24 protein-coding genes and 1 pseudogene are annotated in these 25,650 nt (G+C 45.4%); 20 read left to right on the forward strand and 5 right to left on the reverse strand.

Features of this window, described 5'->3' with window-relative positions; all coding sequences use genetic code 11:
* Positions 1 to 24 precede the first annotated feature (24 nt).
* Both CEF20_RS03585 and CEF20_RS03590 read right to left on the reverse strand, forming a co-directional pair.
* A complete protein-coding gene (locus tag CEF20_RS03585) occupies positions 25 to 447 on the reverse strand; it encodes a low molecular weight phosphatase family protein (RefSeq protein ID WP_100330499.1) in 423 nt (140 codons plus the stop codon).
* Positions 448 to 575: 128 nt separating this feature from the next.
* Positions 576 to 881 (reverse strand): ArsR/SmtB family transcription factor, encoded by a 306-nt coding sequence (locus CEF20_RS03590; RefSeq protein WP_100330500.1) that lies wholly within the window; start codon positions 879 to 881, stop codon positions 576 to 578.
* Between the two features lie 170 nt (positions 882 to 1,051).
* On the opposite strand from CEF20_RS03590, the pseudogene CEF20_RS03595 reads away from it, so the two are divergent.
* From CEF20_RS03595 to fumC, 13 genes and pseudogenes are all read left to right on the forward strand, one after another.
* A pseudogene (locus CEF20_RS03595) lies at positions 1,052 to 2,319 on the forward strand (dicarboxylate/amino acid:cation symporter).
* 92 nt (positions 2,320 to 2,411) lie between these two features.
* A complete protein-coding gene (locus CEF20_RS03600) occupies positions 2,412 to 2,585 on the forward strand; it encodes a twin-arginine translocase TatA/TatE family subunit (protein ID WP_100330501.1) in 174 nt (57 codons plus the stop codon).
* Positions 2,586 to 2,634: 49 nt separating this feature from the next.
* On the forward strand, positions 2,635 to 2,796 hold the full coding sequence (locus CEF20_RS16510) for a hypothetical protein (RefSeq protein ID WP_157796184.1): 162 nt from the start codon (positions 2,635 to 2,637) through the stop codon (positions 2,794 to 2,796).
* Positions 2,797 to 3,089: 293 nt separating this feature from the next.
* Entirely contained in the window at positions 3,090 to 5,054 is a 1,965-nt protein-coding gene (locus CEF20_RS03605) for a transglycosylase domain-containing protein (protein ID WP_100330502.1), read from the forward strand.
* 390 nt (positions 5,055 to 5,444) lie between these two features.
* Complete coding sequence (ilvD, locus tag CEF20_RS03610) at positions 5,445 to 7,109, forward strand: dihydroxy-acid dehydratase (protein ID WP_100330503.1); 1,665 nt, start codon at positions 5,445 to 5,447, stop codon at positions 7,107 to 7,109.
* Positions 7,110 to 7,481: 372 nt separating this feature from the next.
* The gene (gene ilvB, locus CEF20_RS03615) at positions 7,482 to 9,197 is read left to right on the forward strand and encodes an acetolactate synthase large subunit (protein ID WP_100330504.1); all 1,716 of its coding nucleotides are present in this window, start codon (positions 7,482 to 7,484) and stop codon (positions 9,195 to 9,197) included.
* Positions 9,194 to 9,715, forward strand: a complete 522-nt coding sequence (ilvN, locus tag CEF20_RS03620) for an acetolactate synthase small subunit (protein ID WP_100330505.1) — start codon at positions 9,194 to 9,196, stop codon at positions 9,713 to 9,715. The genes ilvB and ilvN overlap by 4 nt, the downstream gene beginning before the upstream one ends.
* A gap of 121 nt (positions 9,716 to 9,836) precedes the next feature.
* A complete protein-coding gene (ilvC, locus tag CEF20_RS03625) occupies positions 9,837 to 10,862 on the forward strand; it encodes a ketol-acid reductoisomerase (protein WP_100330506.1) in 1,026 nt (341 codons plus the stop codon).
* Positions 10,849 to 12,396, forward strand: a complete 1,548-nt coding sequence (locus CEF20_RS03630) for a 2-isopropylmalate synthase (protein ID WP_100330507.1) — start codon at positions 10,849 to 10,851, stop codon at positions 12,394 to 12,396. The genes ilvC and CEF20_RS03630 overlap by 14 nt, the downstream gene beginning before the upstream one ends.
* Positions 12,397 to 12,414: 18 nt before the next feature.
* Positions 12,415 to 13,524, forward strand: a complete 1,110-nt coding sequence (leuB, locus tag CEF20_RS03635) for a 3-isopropylmalate dehydrogenase (protein WP_100330508.1) — start codon at positions 12,415 to 12,417, stop codon at positions 13,522 to 13,524.
* An 81-nt stretch (positions 13,525 to 13,605) separates the two neighbouring features.
* On the forward strand, positions 13,606 to 15,018 hold the full coding sequence (gene leuC / locus CEF20_RS03640) for a 3-isopropylmalate dehydratase large subunit (RefSeq protein ID WP_100330509.1): 1,413 nt from the start codon (positions 13,606 to 13,608) through the stop codon (positions 15,016 to 15,018).
* A 12-nt stretch (positions 15,019 to 15,030) separates the two neighbouring features.
* On the forward strand, positions 15,031 to 15,624 hold the full coding sequence (leuD, locus tag CEF20_RS03645) for a 3-isopropylmalate dehydratase small subunit (protein ID WP_100330510.1): 594 nt from the start codon (positions 15,031 to 15,033) through the stop codon (positions 15,622 to 15,624).
* Positions 15,625 to 15,818: 194 nt separating this feature from the next.
* On the forward strand, positions 15,819 to 17,192 hold the full coding sequence (fumC, locus tag CEF20_RS03650; RefSeq protein WP_100330511.1) for a class II fumarate hydratase: 1,374 nt from the start codon (positions 15,819 to 15,821) through the stop codon (positions 17,190 to 17,192).
* 67 nt (positions 17,193 to 17,259) lie between these two features.
* Here fumC and CEF20_RS03655 read toward each other — a convergent pair whose 3' ends face one another.
* Positions 17,260 to 17,475, reverse strand: coding sequence for an alpha/beta-type small acid-soluble spore protein (locus tag CEF20_RS03655; RefSeq protein WP_100330512.1), 216 nt, complete (start codon positions 17,473 to 17,475; stop codon positions 17,260 to 17,262).
* 288 nt (positions 17,476 to 17,763) lie between these two features.
* Here CEF20_RS03655 and CEF20_RS03660 point away from each other — a divergent pair, with 288 nt between their 5' ends.
* Entirely contained in the window at positions 17,764 to 18,024 is a 261-nt protein-coding gene (locus tag CEF20_RS03660; RefSeq protein WP_100330513.1) for a metal-sensitive transcriptional regulator, read from the forward strand.
* 78 nt (positions 18,025 to 18,102) lie between these two features.
* Here CEF20_RS03660 and CEF20_RS03665 read toward each other — a convergent pair whose 3' ends face one another.
* Entirely contained in the window at positions 18,103 to 18,297 is a 195-nt protein-coding gene (locus CEF20_RS03665) for a hypothetical protein (RefSeq protein ID WP_100330514.1), read from the reverse strand.
* A gap of 439 nt (positions 18,298 to 18,736) precedes the next feature.
* On the opposite strand from CEF20_RS03665, the gene CEF20_RS03675 reads away from it, so the two are divergent.
* From CEF20_RS03675 to CEF20_RS03690, 4 genes are all read left to right on the forward strand, one after another.
* Entirely contained in the window at positions 18,737 to 19,873 is a 1,137-nt protein-coding gene (locus tag CEF20_RS03675; protein ID WP_232713357.1) for a DUF445 domain-containing protein, read from the forward strand.
* A gap of 62 nt (positions 19,874 to 19,935) precedes the next feature.
* Complete coding sequence (locus CEF20_RS03680; RefSeq protein WP_100330516.1) at positions 19,936 to 20,289, forward strand: YlbF/YmcA family competence regulator; 354 nt, start codon at positions 19,936 to 19,938, stop codon at positions 20,287 to 20,289.
* A 158-nt stretch (positions 20,290 to 20,447) separates the two neighbouring features.
* Positions 20,448 to 21,311, forward strand: coding sequence for an HAD family hydrolase (locus tag CEF20_RS03685; protein WP_100330517.1), 864 nt, complete (start codon positions 20,448 to 20,450; stop codon positions 21,309 to 21,311).
* Positions 21,312 to 21,410: 99 nt separating this feature from the next.
* Positions 21,411 to 22,907 (forward strand): coproporphyrinogen III oxidase, encoded by a 1,497-nt coding sequence (locus CEF20_RS03690; protein WP_408607779.1) that lies wholly within the window; start codon positions 21,411 to 21,413, stop codon positions 22,905 to 22,907.
* Between the two features lie 284 nt (positions 22,908 to 23,191).
* Here the strand turns inward: CEF20_RS03690 and CEF20_RS03695 are convergent, their stop codons facing one another.
* A complete protein-coding gene (locus tag CEF20_RS03695) occupies positions 23,192 to 23,377 on the reverse strand; it encodes a YhzD family protein (protein WP_198508465.1) in 186 nt (61 codons plus the stop codon).
* 117 nt (positions 23,378 to 23,494) lie between these two features.
* Here CEF20_RS03695 and CEF20_RS03700 point away from each other — a divergent pair, with 117 nt between their 5' ends.
* Positions 23,495 to 24,391 (forward strand): ABC transporter ATP-binding protein, encoded by an 897-nt coding sequence (locus CEF20_RS03700; protein WP_100330519.1) that lies wholly within the window; start codon positions 23,495 to 23,497, stop codon positions 24,389 to 24,391.
* The gene (locus CEF20_RS03705) at positions 24,384 to 25,634 is read left to right on the forward strand and encodes an ABC transporter permease (protein ID WP_100330520.1); all 1,251 of its coding nucleotides are present in this window, start codon (positions 24,384 to 24,386) and stop codon (positions 25,632 to 25,634) included. Before CEF20_RS03700 ends, CEF20_RS03705 begins: the two co-directional genes overlap by 8 nt.
* The last annotated feature ends 16 nt before the right edge of the window (positions 25,635 to 25,650 follow it).

Consider the following 25,650-nt stretch of genomic DNA (forward strand, 5'->3'; position numbering starts at 1 on the left):
CGACAACTCTTATAGGTGAAGGGCTTATTTTGCTTTCTTTTTAAAATTTTTCATATGAGTAGCTAATTGATCGCATACAATTTGATAGGCGGCCCATTGCTCAATTGCTGTCGAATAGTGCTGAGGGTTAGATACGTGCCAATGAAGAATCCTTTGGTCAGCTGCTTCGGGCACTCTGGGCGGCTGATCGAGCTCAAAGTCATAAATAAGAACGAGAACATCCGCTTGCTGGATAAGCGGAAGCGCCACTGGCTTTGTGGTTTGAGCAGAAATATTTATATTGACTTCCTTCATCGCTTGAATGGGAAAATGATCATCCGCTCTAGCATGTAAGAAGAAAGCGCTAGTGAACTTTAAAGAAGGGTCATGTAGTTTAGAAGCCCAGCCCACCGCCATCATGCTGAGGTGATAGGTGGGGGATAGAAATAGAATGTGTTTTTTTTTCATATTTTAAGCCCCTTTAATAACAATCTATTTCTTTTTTACCCCTTTTTCATGGTTTTAAGCCTTTAAAATTCACTTTATTCAGTTTGGTAGTTCTTTTATCATGGTAAAGAAGTTATCCAGCTGGAAAATTAATGATGCTCTGCATGCTGAATGGCTTGGCGCAGTAAATCGATCACATGCTCATCATCATGGGAGTAATAGAGGGTCGTCCCTTCCCGGCGGTATTTTACAAGGCGAAGGTTTTTAAGAAATCTTAATTGATGAGAAACGGTGGACTGGAGCAATGAGAGCTTTTCCGCCATCTCATTGACAGAGTGTTCTCCGGTAAACAGCAAATTTAAAATGCGCAATCGAGTCGGATCTGACAGCGCCTTAAATGTTTGCGATACGATAAACAATGTTTCTTCATCTAAATCAATATGCTTTTTTTCCATTATAAGGAGCCTCCGTCCCATACTTTTTTGATTATCGTATCAAACAATTGAAAAAGATGCTATAAGGTTTCAGAAAGCGATTTAAAGGGAATTAATAATCTGATTTTTCAAAAAACGTGATATAACAGAATGAAAATGAATAAGATCATTGAACAGAAAGGGGGTATTGTATGAAGCTGACAGGTAAAACTATGATCGCTTTACTTGCCGGGGCGGCGGTGGGGCTGTTATGCAATCTATTTGCCCCCAATTTATTTGAATCGCTGGATATGTACTTGTTTACACCTCTAGGGCAAATATTTCTCAATCTGATTAGCATGCTGGTTGTGCCTATTGTCTTCCTATCGATTGTGCTTAGGACGGCTGGTTTAGGGGATCCGAAAAAACTTGGACGTATCGTAATGAAAGCGATTTCACACTTTTTGATTACTACTTGTATTGCCATCATTCTCGGACTTTTCACCGCTTCCATTGTCAAGCCGAGGGAAGCGGGAGAATAATTCGATACGAGCAATGCCCAGTTTTCCGCTGAGAAGGCGCCTCCTGCCGGAGAGACATTGATGAATATTATACCAAAGAACCCGCTGGAGGATCTGACGGATGGCAATATGCTGCAAATCATTGTTTTCGCCATTTTCGTTGGTTTTGCTTTAACCGCTCTTGGTGAAAAAACAAAAGGAATCTTGCATTTAGTCGAGCAGGGGAATCAGATTATAATGTATCTGGTGGGCATTGCTATGAAATTTGCTCCTTATGGAACGTTCGGCTTGCTCGCTTCTGCTATCGGAAATCAAGGATTGGATGCCATTCAAGCCCATGGGGACGTACATGCTTTGTGTTCTCGGGGTTTTAGCTCTTCATGGCTTTCTCACATACGGTGGGATGATCCTTTTATTCGCTAAGAAAAGCCCGCTGTGGTTTTTCAAGAATTTCTGGCCGGCTATGTCTGTCGGTTTCAGTACATCCAGCTCCAATGCCGCTCTTCCGCTGTCCATGAAGATTGCGCAGAATCAATTGGGTGTTCCTAAATCCATTAGTTCATTCGTTCAGCCTTTGGGTGCGACGATCAACATGGACGGAACAGCCATAATGCAGGGGGTGGCGACAATCTTTATTGCTCAGGCTTATGGAATCGGCTTAAGCTTCAGCGAGCTGGTAACGGTTATGTTAACGGCTGTGTTAGCGAGCATCAGAACAGCCGGCGTTCCTGGCGCGGGGTTGATTTTGCTGGCGATGGTGCTGAGCAGTGTCGGACTTCCTGTGGAAGGCGTTGGATTAATTCTGGGCAATCGACCCTATTTTGGATATGGCGCGCACAGCCATTAATATTTCCGGGGATACCGCTTGTGCTATATTTGTGAACGAGACTGAGAAGAAGAAATCGGTCAGTCAGGAGAAAATCGGCGCTAAACGGAATTGGGTGATGACTGGGCCATAACAGCAAGGTCAAATAATGAATGGTTTTCAATTGGATGATTTAACTATATAATAGGCATATCAATGCTTAACAGCAAAAGGAGATAATAGCAGATGAATCTCGGATTTGGAGAAATTGCTATCATTGTAATCGTTGCTCTATTGATTTTTGGACCTTCGAAGCTGCCGCAGCTTGGCAAAGCAGCGGGACAGACACTTCATGAGTTTAAGCGCGGCATGAGGGGCGTTATGGAAGAGGAAGAAGACCACACGAAAAAAACAAATTAATACGATGTCAGAGTGATTCGGCGGTCTGTATCCGCCGGATTTTTTTTGCATGGAAGATGGACAGCTGAACCGGGCGGGCGATCAATGGAGGGCATTGGCAAAGAAAATGAACGGAGGACTGCCCGAATGCTATGAGCGGAAAAAGGGCAGAATACAGCTGTTTATCGGTGAATTCTGCCAGCCTGAGCAATTGAAGGCTTTTTTAGTGTAAGTATGAGCCTTAAAGCATGGCTGTTTCCTTTGGTAATTTCAAGCATTTCAGTGGCTGCAAGACGGTTTGGAATTCCGTGCTTTGGTGAGGTATGATAAAGAAAAGCACGCCGTTTGAAGGTTCACTTTCGCGCATGAGGAAGCCGCCAAATTTGTAAAGTTGATTAGCCGGTCAGATTATGATTAGAGAATACAGGCAAACATATTTATTGCAATCTCACAGATTATCCTTAAAATGATGTAAGATGCCTGCCAATAAGGAAATTAGCTTTTCAGGAGGAACTGAATAAACCAATGAACGCAGTCACCAGTTTTATTAAGAAAATGTGGAAAAAATTCCACTTAACACAGATTACCATTTTAGCTGTGTCTGTCTTTGTGCTAGTCGGTCTAGGGTTCATCGTTTTTTTTATGAAGGCAGCCGACGTTGAATCACTTAAGAAGGGACTTTCACAAACGACGGTTTTATATGATGTGGATGGCGACAAAGCAAGCAAGCTTTCTGTAAACCGTTCGGATAGCGTGTCCATTCGTAAGATGCCTGAGCACTTGCAAGAAGCCGTTATTTCAATAGAAGATCACCGCTTTTATGAGCACAATGGCTTTGATCTCAGAGGAATGGGGCGAGCCTTTATTAAAAATGCGGTATCCGGAGGAGCGGTCCAGGGCGGGAGCACTATTACTCAGCAATTAACCAAAAACGCTTTGCTCTCACCGGAGAAAACCTATAAACGAAAAATAGAGGAGCTTTTTTTAGCCATCGAAATAGAAAAGGTGTACAAGAAAAAAGAAATACTGGAAATGTACTTGAACACCATTTATTTTGGCAGCGGGGCTTGGGGGGTTCAAAACGCCTCCAAAAAGTATTTTGGAAAAGACGTAAGCGAACTTTCCTTAAGTGAATCAGCCATGCTGGCCGGTGTCATTAAAGCGCCGTCTGCACTGAATCCGTATCAAAATATGGATAAATCCGTGAACCGCCGGAATCTCGTCTTGGATCAGATGGCCAAGCACGGCTACATCACAAGCAATGAAGCGCAGCAAGCGAAGAATGAACGCGTCGCTTTAGAGGATAAAAGCGGGGATCCGTTAAAAGGGAAATATCCGCATTATGCCGATGCAGTGATTCAGGAAGCCATAGAGCGCTATGGTTTAACACAGGATGATTTACTGACAAAAGGCTACAAAATTTACACGGCTATGGATCAAAATGTGCAGTCTGACTTAGAGAAAGTCTACAAGCGGGATTGGATCTTTCCGGATGACGTGAGCGGAGATCCTTCACAGAGCGCGGCTGTCTTGATTGATCCGCAAAGCGGAGGAGTGCGCGCGATCATGGGCAAACGCGGAGAGCATGTATTCAGAGGCTTTAACTACGCCACTCAAATGAAAACGTCTCCGGGATCCACAATCAAGCCGCTAGTGACCTACACACCGGCGCTTGAAGAAGGCTATGACCGCAACTCAAGATTAAAGGACGAACCGATCACATTTGGAGATTATTCACCGCAAAACTATGGTGGAAAGTACCGCGGCGAGGTGTCCATGCATAAAGCGCTGGAAAAATCCTTGAACATCCCTGCGGTTTGGCTTCTAAATGAGATTGGACTGTCGAAGGGGCTGGATGCGTTAGAACGCTTTGGTATTCCGGTTGATGCAAAAGAAGACCGGAACTTGAGCATTGCTTTGGGCGGAATGTCTAAAGGGGTATCACCGATGCAACTTGCAGAGGCTTACACTACTTTTCCGAATAATGGTGTGCGAAAAGAGAGCTTTTTCATCCGTAAGATTATCGGCCCAGACGGAGAAATGAAGCCGAAATGGGAGCCGAAAGAGGTAGAAGTCACTTCCAAAGATGTAACGGATGAAATGAATGCCATGCTGTTAAATGTTGTCAAGCGCGGCACGGGACGGCAAACCTATATCCCTGGAGTTGATCTGGCAGGAAAAACAGGATCCACTCAAGTGCCGAATTCCAGCGTAAACGGAACGAAAGATCAATGGTTTGTAGGATATACGCCGAATCTTGTCGGAGCGGTTTGGCTTGGGGTAGAAAAGGCTGATGAAAGCCATTATTTAAGAGAAAGCAGCTCAGAGGGTGTAGTACCTCTGTTTAAAGAGGTTATGGAAGAAGTCCTTCCGAATATCGAGCAGTCCTCCTTTGACATCCAAAAGATTGAGGAACAAGAAAAACAAGAAAAGAAAGAGGAAAAAGACTGGTTCGACAAAGCTTTGGATAAGTGGAATGAAATTTTTTAAGAATTTGCCTAACAGATCGCTTTTGAGTCATATACATTCAAATGCCAAATCCAAGAATGTTCATTTTACTGCATTCTTGGATTTTTCTTTTTTGGCCTTCCAACCGGGCTACTGTTTTTTCGGTTATTTTTTTATTTGAGAGAAAAGCGATAGCAGCAATCTTGTAAGCGATTGCATGAAAATTGAAAAATTTTAATTATCTAAAAATTCCTTAAAAGGTGTTGACCTTTAGAGGAAAGGAAGCTATTATTGTTTTCAATATAAATCAAATTTTCAGATTAGATGAATAACTTTATGATATGGAAACAGACAGCGAACGGATGATTAATATACAATCAGCGCTTCTGTTTTATATGCAGACGCAGCCTTAAGACATCTGGAGGAGATACCATGCGCAGTGACATGATCAAAAAAGGAATTGACCGTGCCCCGCACCGCAGTTTGCTGTATGCGGCCGGAGTGAAAACAGAAGACATGCATAAGCCGTTTATCGGGGTGTGCAACTCCTATATTGATATTATTCCGGGGCATGTTCATTTGAATCAATTCGCGGAAGTAGTAAAGGAAGCGATCCGTGAAGCAGGAGGCGTACCATTCGAATTTAATACGATTGGGGTAGATGATGGAATCGCCATGGGGCATATTGGCATGCGATATTCTCTTCCAAGCAGAGAACTGATTGCCGATTCTGCTGAAACGGTCATTAACGCTCATTGGTTCGATGGAGTTTTTTACATCCCAAATTGTGACAAGATCACGCCGGGGATGTTAATGGCCGCTGTTCGTACGAATATTCCTTCGGTTTTCGTGTCAGGCGGACCGATGGAAGGCGGCAAGACAAAGGATGGAAAGCCGCTTTCTCTTGTTTCCGTTTTTGAGGGAGTGGGCGCGCATTTGTCGGGAAAGATGTCGGCGGAAGAGCTTTTGGAGATAGAATCAAGCGCTTGCCCAACATGCGGTTCTTGTTCGGGCATGTTCACAGCCAATTCCATGAATTCATTAATGGAGATGCTGGGGATGACGCCTCCCGGAAACGCCACAATTGTAGCAACATCGAACGAGCGGCATAAGATAATAAGGCAAGCCGTTCATCATTTAATGACGATGATTAAACAGGATATTAAACCGAGGGACATCATTACGAAGGAAGCGATAGACGATGCTTTTGCTCTCGATATGGCCATGGGGGGATCGACTAATACCGTTCTCCACACCTTAGCCATAGCGAACGAAGCAGAGATCGATTATGATCTGAAACGAATTAATGAGATAGCTGAAAAAGTGCCATACTTAGCCAAGATTAGCCCGGCATCTGATTATACGATGCAGGATGTTCACAATGCTGGAGGCATCAGCGCGATCATACATGAATTATGCAAAATTGGTGTGCTGCACAAAGATCGTCTTACGATCACCGGCCAATCGGTTTACGAGAATGTGAAAGAGGCTGAGATCATTAATGACAAGGTGATTCGCCGCAGCGATAACCCATACTCTTCTGTGGGCGGACTGTCCATCCTATACGGAAATTTGGCTCCTGACGGTGGAGTCATTAAAGTAGGAGCTGTAGATCCTTCAATCAAAACCTTTACAGGGGAAGCGATCGTCTTTGAATCGCAGGAGGAAGCCATTGAAGGCATTAACAGCGGCAAGGTCAAAGAAGGCCATGCAGTTGTGATTCGGTATGAAGGCCCCAAAGGAGGGCCGGGTATGCCGGAAATGCTTGCACCAACAGCGGCCATTGCCGGACGCGGATTAGATAAAAAGGTCGCACTCATAACAGATGGACGCTTTTCTGGTGCATCGAGAGGGATCTCGATAGGCCATATATCTCCGGAAGCCGCAGAGGGAGGGCCTATCGCCTTCATCGAAAATGGCGATCAGATTATCATTGACCTTCCAAACCGCACATTAAATGTTGTGCTGACGGAAGAAGAGCTGGCTGAAAGAAAAAGAAGCTTTGTTCAGCCGGAGCCCAAAATTAAAAAAGGCTATTTGGCCAGATACTCAAAACTCGTGACCTCCGCCAGTACGGGAGGAATCATGAAAATATAATACGAAAAAACGTTGACGAGGAAAAAGCTGCAGATATCCGTATTTCACAGAGAGCCGGAGATGCTGAGACCCGGTAATGCCACCTGCAGCGACATCCCCTCTGAGTGCTGATCTGAACGTCCGCAAGTAGGGTCGGCCGAGTATTATTACTCGTTATCAAAAAGGACAATGAAAGCATTGTCCGTGAGGTGGCATTTGCAAAAATGTCATAAACCAGGGTGGTACCGTGGAAAGGAAGAGCCTTTTCACCCCTGCGCTTACAGGATTAGTGGGCGTAAGGGTGAAAAGGCTTTTCTTATTGTTTTAATTAGTTCGAGAGCCCAGTCACTCTTACAAATTAGAAGGAAAAACAACTAATTGGAGGGGAATAGCATGTGCCCAAAAGTAAAAGCAAAGGCCAAGCCGCTGGAGCAAACGATGAGCGGAGCAGAGCTCTTCATTCAAGCATTAAAAAAGGAAAACGTGGAGGTAGTCTTCGGGTATCCTGGCGGAGCGGTCCTGCCTCTGTACGATGCGCTGTACAAAAATCCTATTCGTCATATTTTAGCCCGTCATGAACAGGCAGCCATTCATGCAGCGGAAGGGTATGCAAGAGTATCAGGAAAGCCAGGTGTTGTCATTGCTACATCCGGACCGGGAGCAACCAATCTTGTCACAGGCATCACCGACGCGATGATGGATTCATTGCCGCTGGTTATTTTCACAGGGCAAGTAGCTACGGGAGTGATCGGATCAGATGCGTTTCAAGAAGCGGATGTAATCGGAATTACGATGCCGATTACTAAGCATAATTATCAGGTAAGAGATTTAAATGAATTGCCGCGGATCATTCGGGAAGCTTTCCATATCGCGACAACCGGAAGACCCGGCCCGGTGCTGATTGATATTCCTAAGGACATGGCAACGGCTACTGTGACTCCGCAATTTGCTTCCGAGGTTCATCTGCCAGGGTATCAGCCGAATTTTACGCCGAATGTATTGCAGCTGAAAAAGCTTGCCGATGCTCTTGCGGCAGCAAGGAAACCGCTGATCCTGGCAGGCGCGGGCGTGCTTCACGGCAAAGCCTCAGCTGAGCTTTTAACCTTCGCTGAAAAAATGAACATTCCTGTCGTCAATACGCTTCTCGGATTAGGCTCTTTTCCGGCTGATCATCCGCTATTCCTAGGAATGGGAGGCATGCACGGCACTTATGCGGCCAACATGGCCATGTATGAAACAGATTTATTAATCAATATCGGGGCAAGATTTGATGACCGTTTAACAGGGAATTTGCAATGCTTTGCGAAAGACGCGACCGTTGCACATATTGACATCGATCCGGCGGAAATCGGCAAAAATATCGACACTCATATTCCGATTGTAGCCGATGCGAAAGAGGCACTAAAGAAGTTGCTCGAACTGGAGCTGATTGCTCCAGACGCCAATGAATGGCGCTTAAGGGTAAAACAGAATCAAAAAGATTACCCTCTGTGGTACTCCGATGAGGGGGAAGGAATCTCCCCGCAGCGCTTAATGAGCATGATCCGCGAACTGACGAATGGAGAGGCCATCGTGACGACAGATGTCGGTCAGCATCAAATGTGGGCTGCGCAATATTATGGGTTCAATAAGCCTGATCGCTGGATTACCTCCGGCGGACTTGGAACGATGGGCTTTGGGTTTCCAGCTGCCATCGGCGCGCAAATTGCCTATCCGGAAGAAACGGTCGTAGCGATCGCGGGAGACGCAGGCTTTCAAATGACATTGCAGGAGCTGGGACTGATTGCCGAAATGAACTTGCCTGTCAAAATTATTATTTGCAATAACCAGGCATTAGGAATGGTAAGACAATGGCAAGAAACATTTTATGAGGAGAGATACTCTCATTCTCTGCTTCCGTCTCAGCCTGATTTTGTGAAATTGGCTGATTCATATGGCCTGCGAGGCTATTCTGTCTCAACCGAAGAGGAAGCGGAGAGAATCCTTAAAGAAACATTAAAGGATCGCCAAGCTGTACTGATTGACTGCCGCATTAAGCCGAAAGAAAAAGTATTTCCGATGATTGCTCCAGGAAAAGGACTTCATGAAATGATGGGGGTGAAGCCATGAAGCGCATTGTAACGGTTACGGTTCTGAACCAAAGCGGTGTGTTGAACCGGATTACCGGATTATTTACGAAAAGGCAGTTTAATATTGAAAGCATTACCGTCGGTCCAACTGAAACAGAGGGCATTTCAAAAATGACAGTTATTGTCCACGTCGAAGATGAACGGATGATTGAACAAGTATTAAAGCAGCTGAACAAACAAATTGATGTTCTAAAAGTGACGGACATTACCGAGCAGGCGATCGTGTCAAGGGAGCTGGCGTTAATCAAAGTCATGACCACTCCGCAGACGAGAGCGGAAATAAATGTTGTCATTGAGCCTTTCCGTGCAACGATCATTGATGTTGCAAAAGAAAGCATAACGATTCAAGTTGTTGGAAATTTCGAAAAAATTGAAGCGATCATTGATTTGCTTCGCCCTTATGGCATTAAAGATCTGGCGCGGACCGGACAGACGGCATTGCCGCGCGGATCACAAAAGCTAGTTACTGATATGAAGCAATACTCTATTTTAAAATAAATGAACCTTTCAGCAGCGGAGGGCTCTTTCCCTCCTGCTGTTAAGAAGAACAATGGGCGGTCATGCAGCGTCCTGCTGCAGCGCCTTACAAGCAGAAAAAAATTATGGAGGATGATGAAAAATGGCAAAAGTGTATTATAACGGAGATATTAACGAAGCGGTATTGGCAAACAGAAAGGTCGCAATCATCGGTTATGGATCGCAGGGCCATGCCCATGCACAAAACCTTCGTGAAAGCGGAGTCGACGTTGTAGTGGGGTTAAGACGAGGAAAATCTTGGGATCAAGCGGAAAAGGACGGATTTGATGTGAAGCCGGTCCGAGAGGCCAGTGCCGAAGCTGACCTGATTATGGTGCTGCTGCCTGATGAGCATCAAACAGCGGTATACAAAAATGAAATTGAACCGGAATTGTCTGCGGGAAAAGCTTTAGCATTTGCGCATGGTTTCAATGTTCATTTCAATCAAATTGTGCCGCCGTCGGATGTCGATGTGTTTTTGGCAGCACCGAAGGGACCTGGACATCTAGTGCGGCGCACGTATGAAGAAGGAGCTGGAGTTCCGGCATTAATCGGTGTTTATCAAGATGTAACAGGCGAAGCGAAAGAAATAGCCCTTGCTTATGCGAAAGGGCTGGGAGCAGGACGCGCCGGTATTTTAGAGACTTCGTTCAAAGAGGAAACAGAAACTGATTTATTCGGAGAGCAGGCGGTGTTGTGCGGCGGTGTTTCCGCGCTCGTAAAAGCCGGATTTGAAACATTGACAGAGGCAGGCTATCAGCCGGAAATTGCCTACTTTGAGTGCTTGCATGAACTGAAATTAATCGTTGACTTAATGTATGAGGGCGGATTGGAAGGCATGAGATACTCCATTTCAGATACCGCGCAGTGGGGGGATTTTGTATCAGGGCCGCGCGTCATTACCGCGGAAACGAAAGCGCGCATGCAGGAAGTGCTCGAAGATATTCAAACAGGAAAATTCGCCAAGGGCTGGCTGCTTGAGAACCAATTGAACCGTCCGGAATTTACAGCAATCAATGCCAGCGAAAAGCGGCATCCGATTGAAGTAGTTGGCAGAGAATTGCGCGAGATGATGCCGTTTGTCAAAAAGCATCCTAAGAAGGAAGTGACAGCTGGTGCGGAAAATTGAGATTTTTGATACGACGCTTAGGGATGGAGAGCAATCAGCTGGTGTGAATTTAAATAGCATTGAAAAGCTGGAAATAGCCAAACAGCTTGAAAGGCTTGGAGTGGATGTCATTGAAGCGGGCTTTCCTGCCGCTTCAAAAGGCGATCTCGAATCCGTAAAGCTCATTGCCAGCACGGTGAAAGGCAGCTCTGTGACCGGCTTGGCGCGCTGTCATCCCAAAGACATTGATGCCGCCTGGGAAGCTTTGAAGCAATCGGCTGAACCGAGAGTGCATGTGTTTCTTGCAACTTCGCCAATCCACCGGCAATTTAAATTAAAGATGACGCAGGATGAAGTGATTGAACGCGCTGTGGAGGCTGTGCAATATGCGAAAAAGAAATTTGCGAAGGTGCAGTTTTCAGCGGAGGATGCCTGCCGAACAGAGCGGGAGTTTCTGGCTCGTGTGACAGAAGCAGTGATCCGCGCGGGTGCAACGGTAGTGAACATTCCGGATACAGTCGGTTATATCACTCCAAAAGAAATTAAAGATTTATTTGGGTATTTAAGTAGCCATGTGCCCAATATCGATCAAGCGATTCTGTCGGCTCATTGTCACGATGACTTGGGCATGGCTACCGCTAATTCACTGGCGGCGATTGAAGGCGGAGCAGGCCAAGTGGAGGGAACAATCAATGGCATCGGTGAGCGCGCTGGAAATGTGGCACTTGAAGAAGTAGCAGTCGCTCTTCATATTCGCAGCGACTGCTACCAAGCTTCTACAGATATGAAGCTGAATGAAATTAAGCGAACCAGCCATCTCGTTAGCAAGCTGACAGGCATGATCGTACCAGCCAATAAAGCGGTTATTGGAGATAACGCCTTTGCTCATGAATCTGGCATTCATCAAGATGGCGTGTTAAAAGAAAAAACAACCTATGAAATCATTACACCAGAATTGATTGGAGTGAATTCCAATAAATTGGTTCTCGGTAAGCATTCGGGCCGTCACGCCTTTAAAAACAAGGCAGCTGAGCTCGGTTTCGAATTAACGGAAGAAAAGGTCAACGAAGCGTTTCAAACGTTTAAAGATTTAGCGGATAAGAAGAAAGAAATTACAGATGAAGACCTGTTTTCAATATTGGCCGATAAGCAGACGGAAACGACGGATGTTGCCCACTATGCATTAAATATGATTCAGGTACAGTATGGAACTGAACATATTCCGACTGCCACCGTATCGGTGACGCTTCCTGACGGTAAAGAAGTGACGGAAGCAGCAACCGGTTCTGGAAGTGTAGAAGCGATTTACAATACGCTGGAGCGTTTATTAGAAGGCCCGGTGAAATTGCACGATTATAAAATCAACTCCGTCAGCGGCGGCCGTGATGCCTTGGCAGAAGTGTATGTAAGAGTAAGATACAATGAGACGGAATCAAGCGGACGAGGCACTGCGCAGGATGTGCTGGAAGCTTCCGCGCGCGCTTACTTGAATGCTGTCAACCGCGTGCTGACTTTAGAAGCACAGCAGAAGGAAAGACAAAAAGCACAGGTGTAATCGAACGGAGGGAATAACGTGAGAAAGAAAATTGCCGTATTACCTGGAGATGGAGTGGGCCGGGAAATTGCCAAAGGTGCGATAGCTGTTCTGAAGGCGGTTGGAAAGCGTTTCGGGCATGAGTTTTCAGTGGAATTTGCTGAAATCGGGGGGGCTGCAATCGACGCGCATCAAACGCCTCTCCCGGAAGAAACGTTAAAGCTTTGCCGAAACAGTGATGCCGTTCTCTTGGGTGCCGTTGGGGGGCCGAAGTGGGATCAGCTGCCTTCCCATCTGCGGCCTGAGCGGGGACTGCTGGCCATCCGAAAAGAGTTGGGGCTGTTTGCCAATCTTCGTCCGGTCATTGGTTTCCAAAGCTTGCTGGAATCTTCACCGCTTAAGCCGGAAATTGCAGAAAACGTCAATTTAATGATTGTCCGTGAATTAACGGGCGGCTTGTATTTCGGCAAGCCCAGCGAGAGACGGGGAGAAAATCAAGAGGTTGTCGTCGATACGCTTCTGTATACGAAAGCGGAAATTGAACGCATCGTCGAGAAGGCTTTTGAGCTAGCTATGATCCGCCGCAGAAAATTAACCTCCGTTGATAAAGCCAATGTGCTGGAATCCAGTCGGATGTGGCGGGAGATTGTTAATGAGAAAGCGAAAGAATTCCCGCAGGTGGAGGTGCAGCATATGTATGTCGATGCTGCTGCCATGAAGCTTGTCAGTCACCCGAGAGATTTCGATGTAGTGGTAACAGAGAACTTGTTCGGTGACATTTTAAGCGATGAAGCGTCCATGATCACCGGGTCGCTTGGGATGCTTCCATCAGCCAGCTTACGCTCAGACGGATTCGGCCTTTATGAACCTGTACACGGTTCAGCACCGGATATTGCCGGGAAGAATAAAGCCAACCCGCTGGCCATGATTCTATCGGCGGCGATGATGCTGAAGTATTCATTTGATCTTCGCACAGAAGCAGAATCGATTGAGCAAGCCGTCCAAGAGGTCTTGAATGCCGGCTACCGTACAAGTGATTTGCAAACAGCGGAAGGAATCACAGTGGGAACAGATCAGATGATTGAGCTTGTTGTTCAGCGCATAGAAGAAGGCTCGGCTATTTCATCAATTATGGGAGCTTATATGTAAAGGAGAGATGGATTCCGATTGACCTGACAGGAGATTGGAATCTCTCTTTTTTTAAAAACAAGCCAGCAGGGGGCTAAGTGTATGACTAAAAAAACAATTATTGAGAAAATTTGGGAGAGGCATATCGTGCACAGAGAGGCGGGAAAGCCGGATCTTCTGTACATCGATCTTCATTTAATCCATGAAGTCACTTCTCCCCAAGCATTTGAAGGGCTGCGGATGAACAATCGCAAAGTCCGCCGGCCGGATTTAACGTATGCCACAATGGATCATAATGTGCCGACTTTAAACCGCCATATCGTGAATGATCCAATATCGAAAACACAAATGGAGACACTTAAAGCGAATTGCCGCGAGTTTGGCATTGAGCTGTCAGATATCCATCATCCTGATCAAGGCATCGTACATGTGATAGGTCCAGAGTTGGGATTAACACAGCCGGGAAAGACCATCGTTTGTGGAGACAGCCACACATCTACTCACGGAGCCTTTGGCGCTTTGGCTTTCGGAATTGGCACAAGTGAAGTGGAACATGTTCTAGCTACGCAAACTCTTTGGCAGAGCCGTCCGAAAACCTTGCAGATCAAAGTAAACGGCAAGCTTGGGTATGGTGTAACAGCTAAGGATTTAATTCTGGCCATTATTGCAAAATATGGTGTAAACGCGGGAACAGGCTATATTATTGAATACACGGGTGAAGCGATTCGCCAGTTATCCATGGAAGAGCGCATGACCGTCTGCAATATGTCCATTGAGGCTGGAGCGCGTGCCGGATTAATTAGCCCGGATGAGAAAACAATCGAGTATTTAAGAGGGCGGCGCTGCGTGCCGGATGGAGAAGAGTTTGAAGCTTTGGCTAACGAATGGCTGTCGCTTGCGAGCGATGAAGGAGCTGCTTATGACCTTACGCTAGAAATAGACGGGGAAGAGATCGAACCGCAGGTTACTTGGGGAACTAATCCATCCATGGGCAGCGGCATCAGCGCTACCGTTCCGGAGCCGAGCCAGTTTGAGCGGTTAAGCGATCAAGAATCCGCTGCTAGAGCCCTGTCTTATATGGAGCTTGAGGCGGGAATGAAATTGGAGGATATCTCAGTTGATTATGTGTTTATCGGATCCTGCACGAATTCGCGCTTGAGCGATTTGAGAGCTGCTGCAGAAGTAGCAAAGGGACGAAAAGTGAAAGAGGGAGTGACGGCCATTGTCGTACCCGGTTCGCAATCTGTGAAAAAGGCCGCTGAAGCGGAAGGCTTGGACAAAATATTTACAGAAGCCGGCTTTCAATGGCGGGAATCAGGCTGCAGTATGTGTTTAGCTATGAATGATGATATCGTTCCTTCCGGAAAGCGCTGCGCTTCCACATCTAACCGTAATTTTGAAGGACGGCAGGGCAACGGAGCGAAAACGCATCTCGTCAGTCCGCCAATGGCAGCCGCCGCTGCAGTGAATGGAAAATTCACAGATGTTCGCAAGCTAGCGGGCGTCCATCAATAAGGGGGAAAGAACATGAAAGCAATCAATAAATTTAACGGCATAGTCTGCCCTCTCAATCGCGTTAATGTGGATACCGATCAAATTATTCCGAAACAGTTTTTAAAGCGAATAGAACGGCAAGGGTTCGGACAATATCTTTTCTATCATTGGCGGTTTGATGATCATGGCGAAAAGAAAGCAGACTTTGTCTTGAACCAGCCGGGGTATGAGCAAGCAGAAATTCTTGTAGCCGGTGAGAACTTCGGCTGTGGCTCTTCTCGTGAGCACGCTCCGTGGTCGCTATTGGATTACGGCTTTCGGGCAGTAATTGCGCCAAGCTTTGCGGATATTTTCTACAATAACTGTATAAAAAACGGCATTCTTGCGATTAAGCTGAAAGCGGAAGAGGTGCAAACCATTATGAAAAAAGCGGAAGAGCCCGGCTATCGGCTGTTTATTAACCTGAAGGAACAGCATATGACCGACCGCAAGGGTTTTTTTGCAGAGTTTGATCTCGATCCGTATTGGAAGGAAATGCTGATGAATGGCTGGGACGAAATCGCCGTTACATTACAGTTTGAAGAAGCAATCGCTAAGTATGAGCAACAGCAAACAGCTGTCCAATAATCGCCGACAGACTGCAGATCTGCAGTCTTTTTTTTTCGCGTGCAGCCGCCGCTCGAGCTGGGGAGCTTCAGCGGGGCTGATCCAGTGCCGCTTCCTTGTTGTCTTTATTAAAAAAAACTATCCTAGAGGGAGAGGAATGTTTTGCTAATGAAGAGGGAAAAGTGGTAAGGAAAGTACAGGAGGAGGAATAGGGAATGAAGTTTCGAATAGAGCATGATACATTAGGCGAAATGAAGGTTCCAGCGGAAAAATATTGGGGTGCGCAAACACAAAGAAGTAAAGAAAACTTTCCGATCGGTGTAGAAGGCATGCCGTTAGAGGTTATTTACGCTTTTGCTCATTTGAAAAAGGCTGCCGCCATGGCCAACGAGGAGCTGGGGAAGCTTCCGGAAGAAAAGTGTCAAGTAATAATTAAAGCATGCCAAGAAATTCTGCAAGGAAAATGGGATGAGCATTTTCCGCTGGTGGTGTGGCAAACAGGGAGCGGGACACAATCCAACATGAATGTGAACGAAGTAGTAGCCAGAAGAGCGAATGAGATCGCTGGCAAGGAAGGGTTCATTCATCCCAATGATGATGTCAATATGTCACAAAGCTCAAATGATACCTTTCCAACAGCTATGCACATCGCCGCCTATACAGAAATTGAAAAGCGGTTAATGCCAGTACTCAAACAATTCAAAAAAACATTAAAACAAAAAGAAAAATCATATAGGAAAGTCATTAAAATTGGCCGTACACATCTTCAGGATGCCACGCCGCTGACGCTGGGCCAAGAAATATCCGGCTGGCGCACGATGGTGAAGCGGAGCATGAGAATGATCGAGGAAGCGCAGCAATATTTGCTGAATTTAGCAATTGGCGGTACGGCAGTAGGAACAGGGATTAATGCGGATCCTTCTTTTGGACGCCGGGTAGCCGAACAATTGCAAAAGCAAACCGGATTTCCTTTCCGGTCTTCCTCTAATAAATTTCATGCGCTAACAAGCCATGATGAAATTGTTCATGTGCATGGAGCGCTGAAGGCTTTAGCGGCAGATATGATGAAAATTGCCAACGATGTTCGCTGGCTGGCAAGCGGGCCAAGAAGCGGGATTGGCGAGATTTCAATACCGGCCAATGAACCCGGCAGTTCCATTATGCCAGGGAAAGTCAATCCGACACAGAGCGAGGCCATGACGATGATTGCCGCTCAAGTATTCGGAAATGATGCCACGATCGGATTTGCCGCAAGCCAAGGGAATTTTGAATTGAACGTATTTAAACCGGTTATTATTTATAACTTGCTGCAGTCGATTCGCTTGCTGGCTGACGGCATCCGCTCTTTCGATGAAAGATGCGCTCAAGGCATAACGGCCAATGAAGAGGTTATTCATCAGTTAATGGAGCGGTCTTTAATGTTGGTGACTGCTTTAAATCCGCATATCGGCTATGAAAAAGCCGCTAGTATTGCAAAGCTTGCCCATGAAAAAGGCATAACCTTAAAAGAAGCAGCTATTGCCACAGGATACGTCACAGCGGAACAATATGATCAATGGATTAACCCTGAAAAGATGGTCAACCTGTAAAAATGAGAGGGAGCCCCTGACAAATATCAGGGGCTCCGAGCCATTAAATATGAAATTGTGAGAGAAATTATTGTTGTTGGAAACCGTTCATTTGTTGCTGAGCCATAGATACTAGGCGCTTTGTGATTTCTCCACCAACAGAACCGTTAGAGCGAGAAGTTGCATCTGGTCCAAGCTGAACGCCAAATTCAGAAGCGATTTCATATTTCATTTGGTCGATTGCTTGTTGTGCTCCTGGCACTAGAAGTTGGTTGCTATTGTTGCTGCGGTTTGAATTTGTCATTTCTGTCATCTCCTGTTGTTTTATTTTTTTGGCTGGACCTATCTGGAATTGCACCAGTCCGCTTATAGGCGGCCAGACTGTCTGGAAAGGTCCAATGTTGGCGGTGGTTTGTTGCTTGTACTACTATTATGTTTTCTTTTGACCGGTTTATTCATATCGGGCGGCCGGTAGTTATTTCCTCAGCTCCGCTTGTCAACAAAAAAAGCGTTTTTTGAGGCTCTGTGCTATACTGGTGTTACAAATAGAGAAAACTAAAACGGCGTTTAGCGTAAAACTGAGGTGTGGAAAATGGATTATAATCGTGATATAAAAAACAGGCTCCGGCGGATTGAAGGACAGATTCGGGGAGTGATTAAAATGATGGAAGAAGAGAAGCATTGCAAAGAAGTCGTCACTCAGCTATCTGCGGTCCGCTCGGCAGTCGATCGCTCGATTGGCTTGATTGTTGCGAAAAATCTTGAAGGCTGCATCCGCGAAGCGAATGAAAAGGGACAAAATGCGGAAGAAGCCATTCAAGAAGCGGTCAATATGATTGTTAAAAGCAGATAAGGCTGTCCGCGATGTCAGTGCCGGACCCTTGAAAGCTGGACGATGGCGTCAGGCACTATCGGGACAACCTTTGCATGACTATTTTAAAGGAGGCGTTTCATCCATAAAGGCAACCGCCTCTTCGATATTAGAGGTCCATTCTCCCTCTCTCATATGGACGGAACCTCCGGAAAGACCTTCGTTAATCATGCGGTCAACATCTAAAAACACTTTATCTTTCCCCTCATACATCGTATCGGGGAGAAAGGAAAATTCCTCATCCTTTTTTTTCATAATAGAACCCTCCTTTGACGTTATTATGCTGCAGCAAGAAGGCGATTATTCATGAGCGGGTACAGCCTTGGCGCAAGCTTCGACAATTCACTAAACGATAAAGAGAACCTTCAAACAGTGGCGGTTTTCTTTTATCATCTGCTGTTGGAAAGAAGAACAAAGGCTAATATCGCAGCTTCGTGTTCTTTGTCACCCGCATCGTACCGGCGCGAAATAATCACGCAGTTCGGTGCCGCGAACCTCTGCTTAGAAATTTAGTTCCCCGCTCCATTTTGATGTGGGAGTCTTACAGGCGGGATCAACAGATCGACTTATCCCTGTCCTTTGCCCGCCCTGTTTTTTTGTCAAAACAGAACAATATTTGCTAAATTTCCTGAATTAAATTTATAATGAAAGCACCGGTTTTAACCGGTATGAACAGTTGGTAGGTGAAACAGAAATGAATGTTCTTTTTTTAATAATATTTATGGTCACGATTGGCGCTGTGATCGGAGCGGTAACCAATTCGATTGCCATTAGAATGTTATTTCGCCCGTATCGTCCTATACATATAGGAAAATGGAAGCTGCCGTTTACTCCGGGGCTCATTCCAAAGAGAAGAGGGGAGCTGGCCGATCAGCTAGGTAAGATGGTGGCTGAGTATTTGCTGACTCCAGACAGCATAGAGCGCAAATTGAGCCATCCGGATTTTCAGAAGGAGGCCGTATTATTCTTGCAGCAGGAGGCCAAGCAGCTGCTTGCCGCGGACAAAACAATCGGAGAGCTGCTCGAGGCGGTGCATGTCGAGGAGCCGGCGCAGAAAACAGAGCAGTGGCTGGACCAATGGATAGAGCGAAAATACAAAAGCATAAAACAATCCTGCATGAATCAAACCGTCAGGGAATCGCTTCCTGCCGAGTGGACAGAAAAGATGGAGAAAAAGATCCCGCAAATTTCCGAATACATTCTCGAAAAAGGAATTGATTATTTTTCCAGCTGGGATGGGCAGCAAAGAATCAAGAAGATGACGGATGACTTTCTGGCGAATTGGGGCAAACTTGGCAGTATGCTGCAAATGGTTCTGGGCAATACGTCGCTTGAGGAGAAAATTCAGCCCGAAATTATCAAGTTTCTCAGAAATCCCGGGACGAAAGAGCTTTTGGATACACTGCTTGCAGATGAATGGAAGAAGATTCTTGATTGGAAATGGGGCTATATTTTCAGCCAGTTTTCCGATGAGAAAGCGCTGGCTAAGGGCAAAGCCTTTATGATTCGCCAGCTTGATATTCCGTCGTTCTTTCAGCGGCCAGTTTCAGAGCTGCTCAAGCCTTTTGAAGAAAGAATGATCAGAGACGCCATTCCTGCCCTTGTAGACAAAGGAATTCCTTTTGCGGCTTCCCGCATTCCGGCTGTGATGGAGAAATTGCATATAGCGGATATCGTGCGCCAGCAGGTTGAATCTTTTTCCATTGAACGTCTGGAAGAAATGGTATTAGAAATTTCCCGGCGGGAGCTCAAGATGATCACTTTTCTAGGCGGGGTGCTTGGAGGAGCAATTGGTTTGATCCAAGGGATTGTTGTCGGATTATTTGGGTAAAGTCTCGCCAATTGCTGCATAGTCTGTTAAAGTGGAATCATTAAGGAAGAGGAGGAACATTAATGGAAACTAATTTATATGACCTGGCGTATGAACTGGAGAAGGGGCTGCGTCAAAGCGCTGAATTGGCACAGCTGAAGCAGCTGTATAAAGAGGTAAATGATGATCAGGAAGCTCATGCGATATTTTCTAATTTCCGTGAGATTCAAATGCGCCTTCAGGAAAAGCAAATGACCGGCCAGGAGATCACCGAGGAAGAAGTGCAGCAAGCTCAGAAAACCGTTGCGATTGTCCAGCAGCATGATAAGATTTCGAAATTGATGGAAGCTGAGCAAAAAATGAGCATGACGATTGCTGAATTGAACAAGATTATGATGAAGCCGCTAGAAGAAATGTACGGACCTGGAGCAAACTAAATAATCGAAGGGAGCTGTTGCAGACAGCCAGCGAGAACTGGCGGTCTGGACAGCTCCTTTTTGCGTTTAGGATGCTGCTTGCCGCCTCTGCATTTCGCTGTTCTAAAGCCTGTTCCTTTCTCATATTTTATAGAAAGACATCATGAGGAGGGAACGGAATGGTTTATCGATTGCTGGCAATGAATACAGACGGAACTTTTTTGGATCATAAGGGCCGTGTGACGAAAGCGACTAAGCAGGCCATTGAGTACGCTCATAAAAAGAAAATAGCGATTCTTTTATATTCAGGGCGAGAATATTCGGTTGTTAAAAGGTTGGCTAAGGCTTTGCATCCTTCTTGCAGTCTTGCGGCTCACAACGGGGCTTATATTGCATCAGATCTCGATAAACCGATATTTATTCAGCGCATTCCAGAAGATTGCGCATTCGATATCACTCAATTTTTAGAAGCGTTTGACTGCCGCATTGTATTAGAGAACGAAAGCTTTTCTGTAAGCAATAAAGGCCGTCTGCCTAAAACATTAATAAAGAAAAATATTTGGCAGCGCACACAGAAATTTCTTTACTCACAGTACTTTGTCGAATCGCTAGTGGAGCATTTAATGGAAGAACGGATTTCTCCATTATCCATTCATGTTGAATTTTATAAGAAGGAAGATAGAGAGGAAGCGCTCCAAGCATTAAGAAATATGTTTAACGAGGCGGCGTTCCACAGCAAAGATCATAACCAAATTCAAATAAATTCAAAGGGTGTTTCCAAGTGGAACAGCATTATGTATGCAGCAGAGAGACAGGGAATCAGCCGTTCAGAAATAGCAGTCATCGGGGCAGAAGCCGATGATGCGGAAGCTGTACAGCAAGCGGGTATCGGAATTGCGATGGGAAATGCCCATGAAAGCGTAAAAGCGGCAGCCGATTGGATTACGAGGACGAGTGATGAAGAGGGGATTGCATATGTCATTAAAGAGTTATTTAGACATCAGCAGCGAATGGCTGTTGAGGAAATGAGCAAGCTGGATTAAAGCGGCAAGAATCAGCCGCTTTCTTTTTATTGCTTTTCGTTCTTGACCCCTATTATGTGAATTGAGTATGCTATATGAAGCATGTGATTAGAAAGGTGAATGAGTGTGTTAATTACTATAAAAGGATTGAATGATGAACGGTACGAGCGGCCGCTTCAGCTGATCGCCAATCTGTTTTTTGAAGAAACGGTTATTCAGATGGATGGCCATGAGGGAGGGCTGGAAGTCGAGTTTGCACTGAAAGAAAAGCAAGATGTCACGGCGACGGCCGTGTTAACTGAGAAAGAAACAGGTAAGCAATACAAGGCAAGCTACAGCAAAGCGATTGATGCTGCACAAGAAAAAGCTTACTTCAAGCAAGTCAAAATGATCGTCTCTCACGTGTATTTAGAGGTGCTTCAGCATTACACCGGCATCAGACAGAAATGGGGCATCCTGACCGGCGTGCGCCCGACGAAATTGCTTCATAAGCAGAATCGCGCCGGTGTGCCTGCGAAAGAAGCCCATCGACAGCTGCAAGAAAACTATTTAATCACCCCGGAAAAGACCGATCTTATGCAGCGGATTTTAGAACGCCAGCTGACGATCGTTCCGGATCTTTATGATATCGGGAAAGAAGTTAGCATTTATATCGGCATCCCTTTTTGTCCAACGAAGTGCGCGTATTGCACGTTTCCCGCTTTTGCTATTCAAGGCAAGCAAGGGAGAGTCGCTTCGTTTTTAAGCGGGCTGCATTATGAAATGACGGCAATCGGAGAATGGCTGAAGAATAAAGGAATCCAAATTACGACTGTATATTACGGAGGCGGCACGCCAACGGCTATTACGGCAGAAGAAATGGACGAACTGTATGCGCTGATGTATGAGGTGTTTCCTGATGTGGAACAGATCCGCGAGATAACAGTAGAAGCGGGGCGTCCGGATACGATTACAGCTGAAAAGCTAAAGGTATTAAATAAATGGAATATTGACCGTATCAGTATAAATCCGCAATCCTATACGCAGGAAACCCTTAAGGCGATCGGGCGCCATCACACAGTGGAAGAGACCATTGACAAGTATCATCTTGCCCGATCCAATGGGATGAACAATATTAATATGGACTTAATTATTGGATTGCCGGGCGAGGGAACGGCGGAGTTTGCCCATTCGCTTGCAGAAACGGAAAAATTAATGCCTGAATCGTTAACCGTGCACACTCTGTCTTTTAAACGGGCTTCTGAAATGACGCAAAACAAGGAAAAATACAAAGTGGCTGACCGGGGAGAAGTCGAAGAAATGATGAGGATGGCCGAGCAGTGGACGCAAGCGAACGGATATGTGCCGTACTATTTGTATCGCCAAAAAAACATTTTGGGAAATCTTGAAAACGTCGGCTATGCCATGCCCGGTCAAGAAAGCATCTACAATATCGTCATAATGGAAGAAGTGCAAACCATTATCGGCATCGGCTGCGGGGCCGCCAGCAAGTTCATTGATCCAAAAACAGGAAAGATCGAGCATTTTGCCAACCCGAAAGATCCGAAAACGTACAATGAACGCTTTGAGGAGTACACGAATAAAAAAATCGCTATTCTTAATCAATTATTTGATTGAGATCAAATAAACGTTAGCGGAACGCGCTTCATGATAAGACAGTGCTGTCTTATCATGAAACGCGTTCTTATTCAACCATTTGTTTAAAAATTCTAATAAATAACATTCCTTCATTTTTATATATCCTTTAGGAAGGCAGGCGGAAAGTCTGGAAACAGTTCTTTATGCAGTCAACGAAGAGGCCGCTCGAATATATCAGCTGCCGCAGGACGCTGCGATGGAAGTCTTTTCCTGTCCATTCAATATCGGAGAGTAAAGAAAATCCCTGCTGATCTAGATTTACTTTATACGTGAAACAGCAGTAATTGGCCTAAGGAGGATGTGCAGCGATAGGTATAGTTTTCGTAGGCATGCTTGTGCAGCAGTTCTTGGCCTTTGGTTTTCGCTTCGCCATCATTGGCGGCTTCAAAACCTTCATCCAGCAGTTTCTTTCCGCTGTTTTCAAATACAGTCAGCTTATACAGTGGCAAAAGAATAACCCCCTTTTGTGTTGATATCCCTATTTTACATGATTTTGAATATTTTAAAAACTCAAATCTTGAAACTTAATAAACTTCACAGCCGTAGACAATAAAGAGGTGAAAAAAATGCTAATTTTGGATCATGTTACAAAAAGATATGGGGATTTCACAGCTGTAAATAATTTATCACTGGAAATTCCAGAACGGGAGCTCTTTGGCTTTTTAGGAGCCAATGGAGCAGGAAAAACAACAACTTTTCGAATGATTTTAGGTTTAATGAAGGAAACAGAGGGAAGCATTCGCTGGAATGACGGGCCGATTCATTATGGTACGAGTGCGGAGATCGGTTATTTGCCGGAGGAAAGAGGACTGTATCCGAAGATGAAGGTGAAGGAGCAAATTGTTTATTTAGCACGTTTGCGCGGCATGGACAAAAAAGAAGCGGCCAAAGAAACGGATCGGTGGCTGGAAAGATTTCATATTCCTGACTACGAGGGTAAGAAGGTAGAAGAGCTGTCAAAAGGGAACCAGCAGAAGATTCAATTTATCGCTTCAGTTGTACATAAGCCGAAGCTGCTTATTCTGGATGAACCGTTTAGCGGTCTTGACCCGATCAATGTGGAGTTGTTAAAACAAGCGGTTCTTGATTTAAAGGAACGCGGAACGACGATTGTGTTTTCAAGCCATCGAATGGAGCATGTGGAGGAATTATGCGAGCATTTATGTATCATGCACCGCGGACAGCCGGTCGTGCACGGCAATCTCCGGGAAATTAAGCGCTCATTCGGCAAAAAGAATGTCAGCGTCCAAGCGGATTTTGATGTCAGCTATTTAGCGAATACTCCCGGCGTGCTGCAGGCTAAGAAAACGGCTGAGGGAATCGTGCTGCAAATTGCAGAAGAAGAGATATCACAGCGTATTTTAACGGAGCTTCAGGGAAAGGGATTTATTAAAAAGTTTGAACTTGAAGAACCGTCTTTAAACGATATTTTCATAGAAAAGGCAGGTGCTTCTTATGAATAGCTTCTGGATTATGCTTTCGCAATCTTATATAAATAAATTTAAAACAAAGGCATTTATTTTAACGACGGTGATTGTGGCTATTGTGATCGCTGCGGGAGCAAACATGGAAAAAATCGTTTCACTTTTCGATGATGGAGAAAAAGAACCGAGGATTGCGGTTATAGATGAGAGCGGCACCTTGTATGAGCCGCTTAAACAGCAGCTTAAGCAGCAGTCGGTTGACATTAAACTTATCCCAGCTGTCCAGAAGAAAGAGAGCCAGCTAAAAGATGAAATAGAAGCAGATAAACTAGAGGGGTACATCGTATTAAAAAGAGATGAAGCGAGTTTGCCGCAAGCTACATACAAAGCGCAAAGTATAGCTCAAAGCAATATTTCTGCCGATCTGAAGCAGGCTCTGCAAAATGTGAAGACGAAAGAGGTCGCCACGAAGCTGGAGTTAACGCCGGAAGAAATGGCTCTTTGGAGTGCGCCGGTTGACCTGAAAAAGGTGGCTTTAGACAAAGGGGCTAAGTCAGAGGAAGAGCTGATGCAAGCTCAATCGCTCATCTATGTTTTATTATTCTTTATTTATATTTCCGTCATTATATATGCAAATATGATTGCTTCTGAGGTAGCCATTGAAAAGTCTTCAAGAGTAATGGAAATCTTAATTTCAAGCGTATCACCTGTTAAGCAGATGTTTGCCAAGATCATCGGGATAGGTCTGCTTGGCATCACCCAAATGGCCGTTTGGCTGCTCGTCGCCTATCTCACCCTCAGCCGCCAATCGGATGAATCGTTTGTTCATTTGCTCGGTCTGTCTTCCGTTCCCGTTTCCATGATCGTGTACGCAGTTGTTTTCTTCGTACTTGGTTATTTCTTGTACGCCACGATTGCCGCTTTGCTCGGATCATTAGTGAGCCGGCTGGAAGACGTTCAGCAGATGATGCTGCCATTAACGATCCTTGTGATGATCGGCTTCTTCATTTCCATGTACGGTCTTGGCAATCCTGAGTCTTCGGTGATTACCTTTACCTCTTACGTGCCGTTTTTTACGCCGATGATTATGTTCGTCCGCATCGGGCTGCTATCGATTCCGGTGTGGGAAGTGGCAGCGGGCATCGGCATTTTAATCATGTCCATTGCTTTATTCGGCCTGTTTGGCGCCCGCGTGTACCAAGGAGGCGTTCTAATGTACGGCAAATCGAATTCGCTGAAAGATATTAAAAAAGCGATCCAATTATCAAAACAGAACAGATAAAAGCCAATCAGCTATC

The organism is Bacillus xiapuensis, assembly GCF_002797355.1.
GTDB lineage: Bacteria > Bacillota > Bacilli > Bacillales > Domibacillaceae > Bacillus_CE > Bacillus_CE xiapuensis.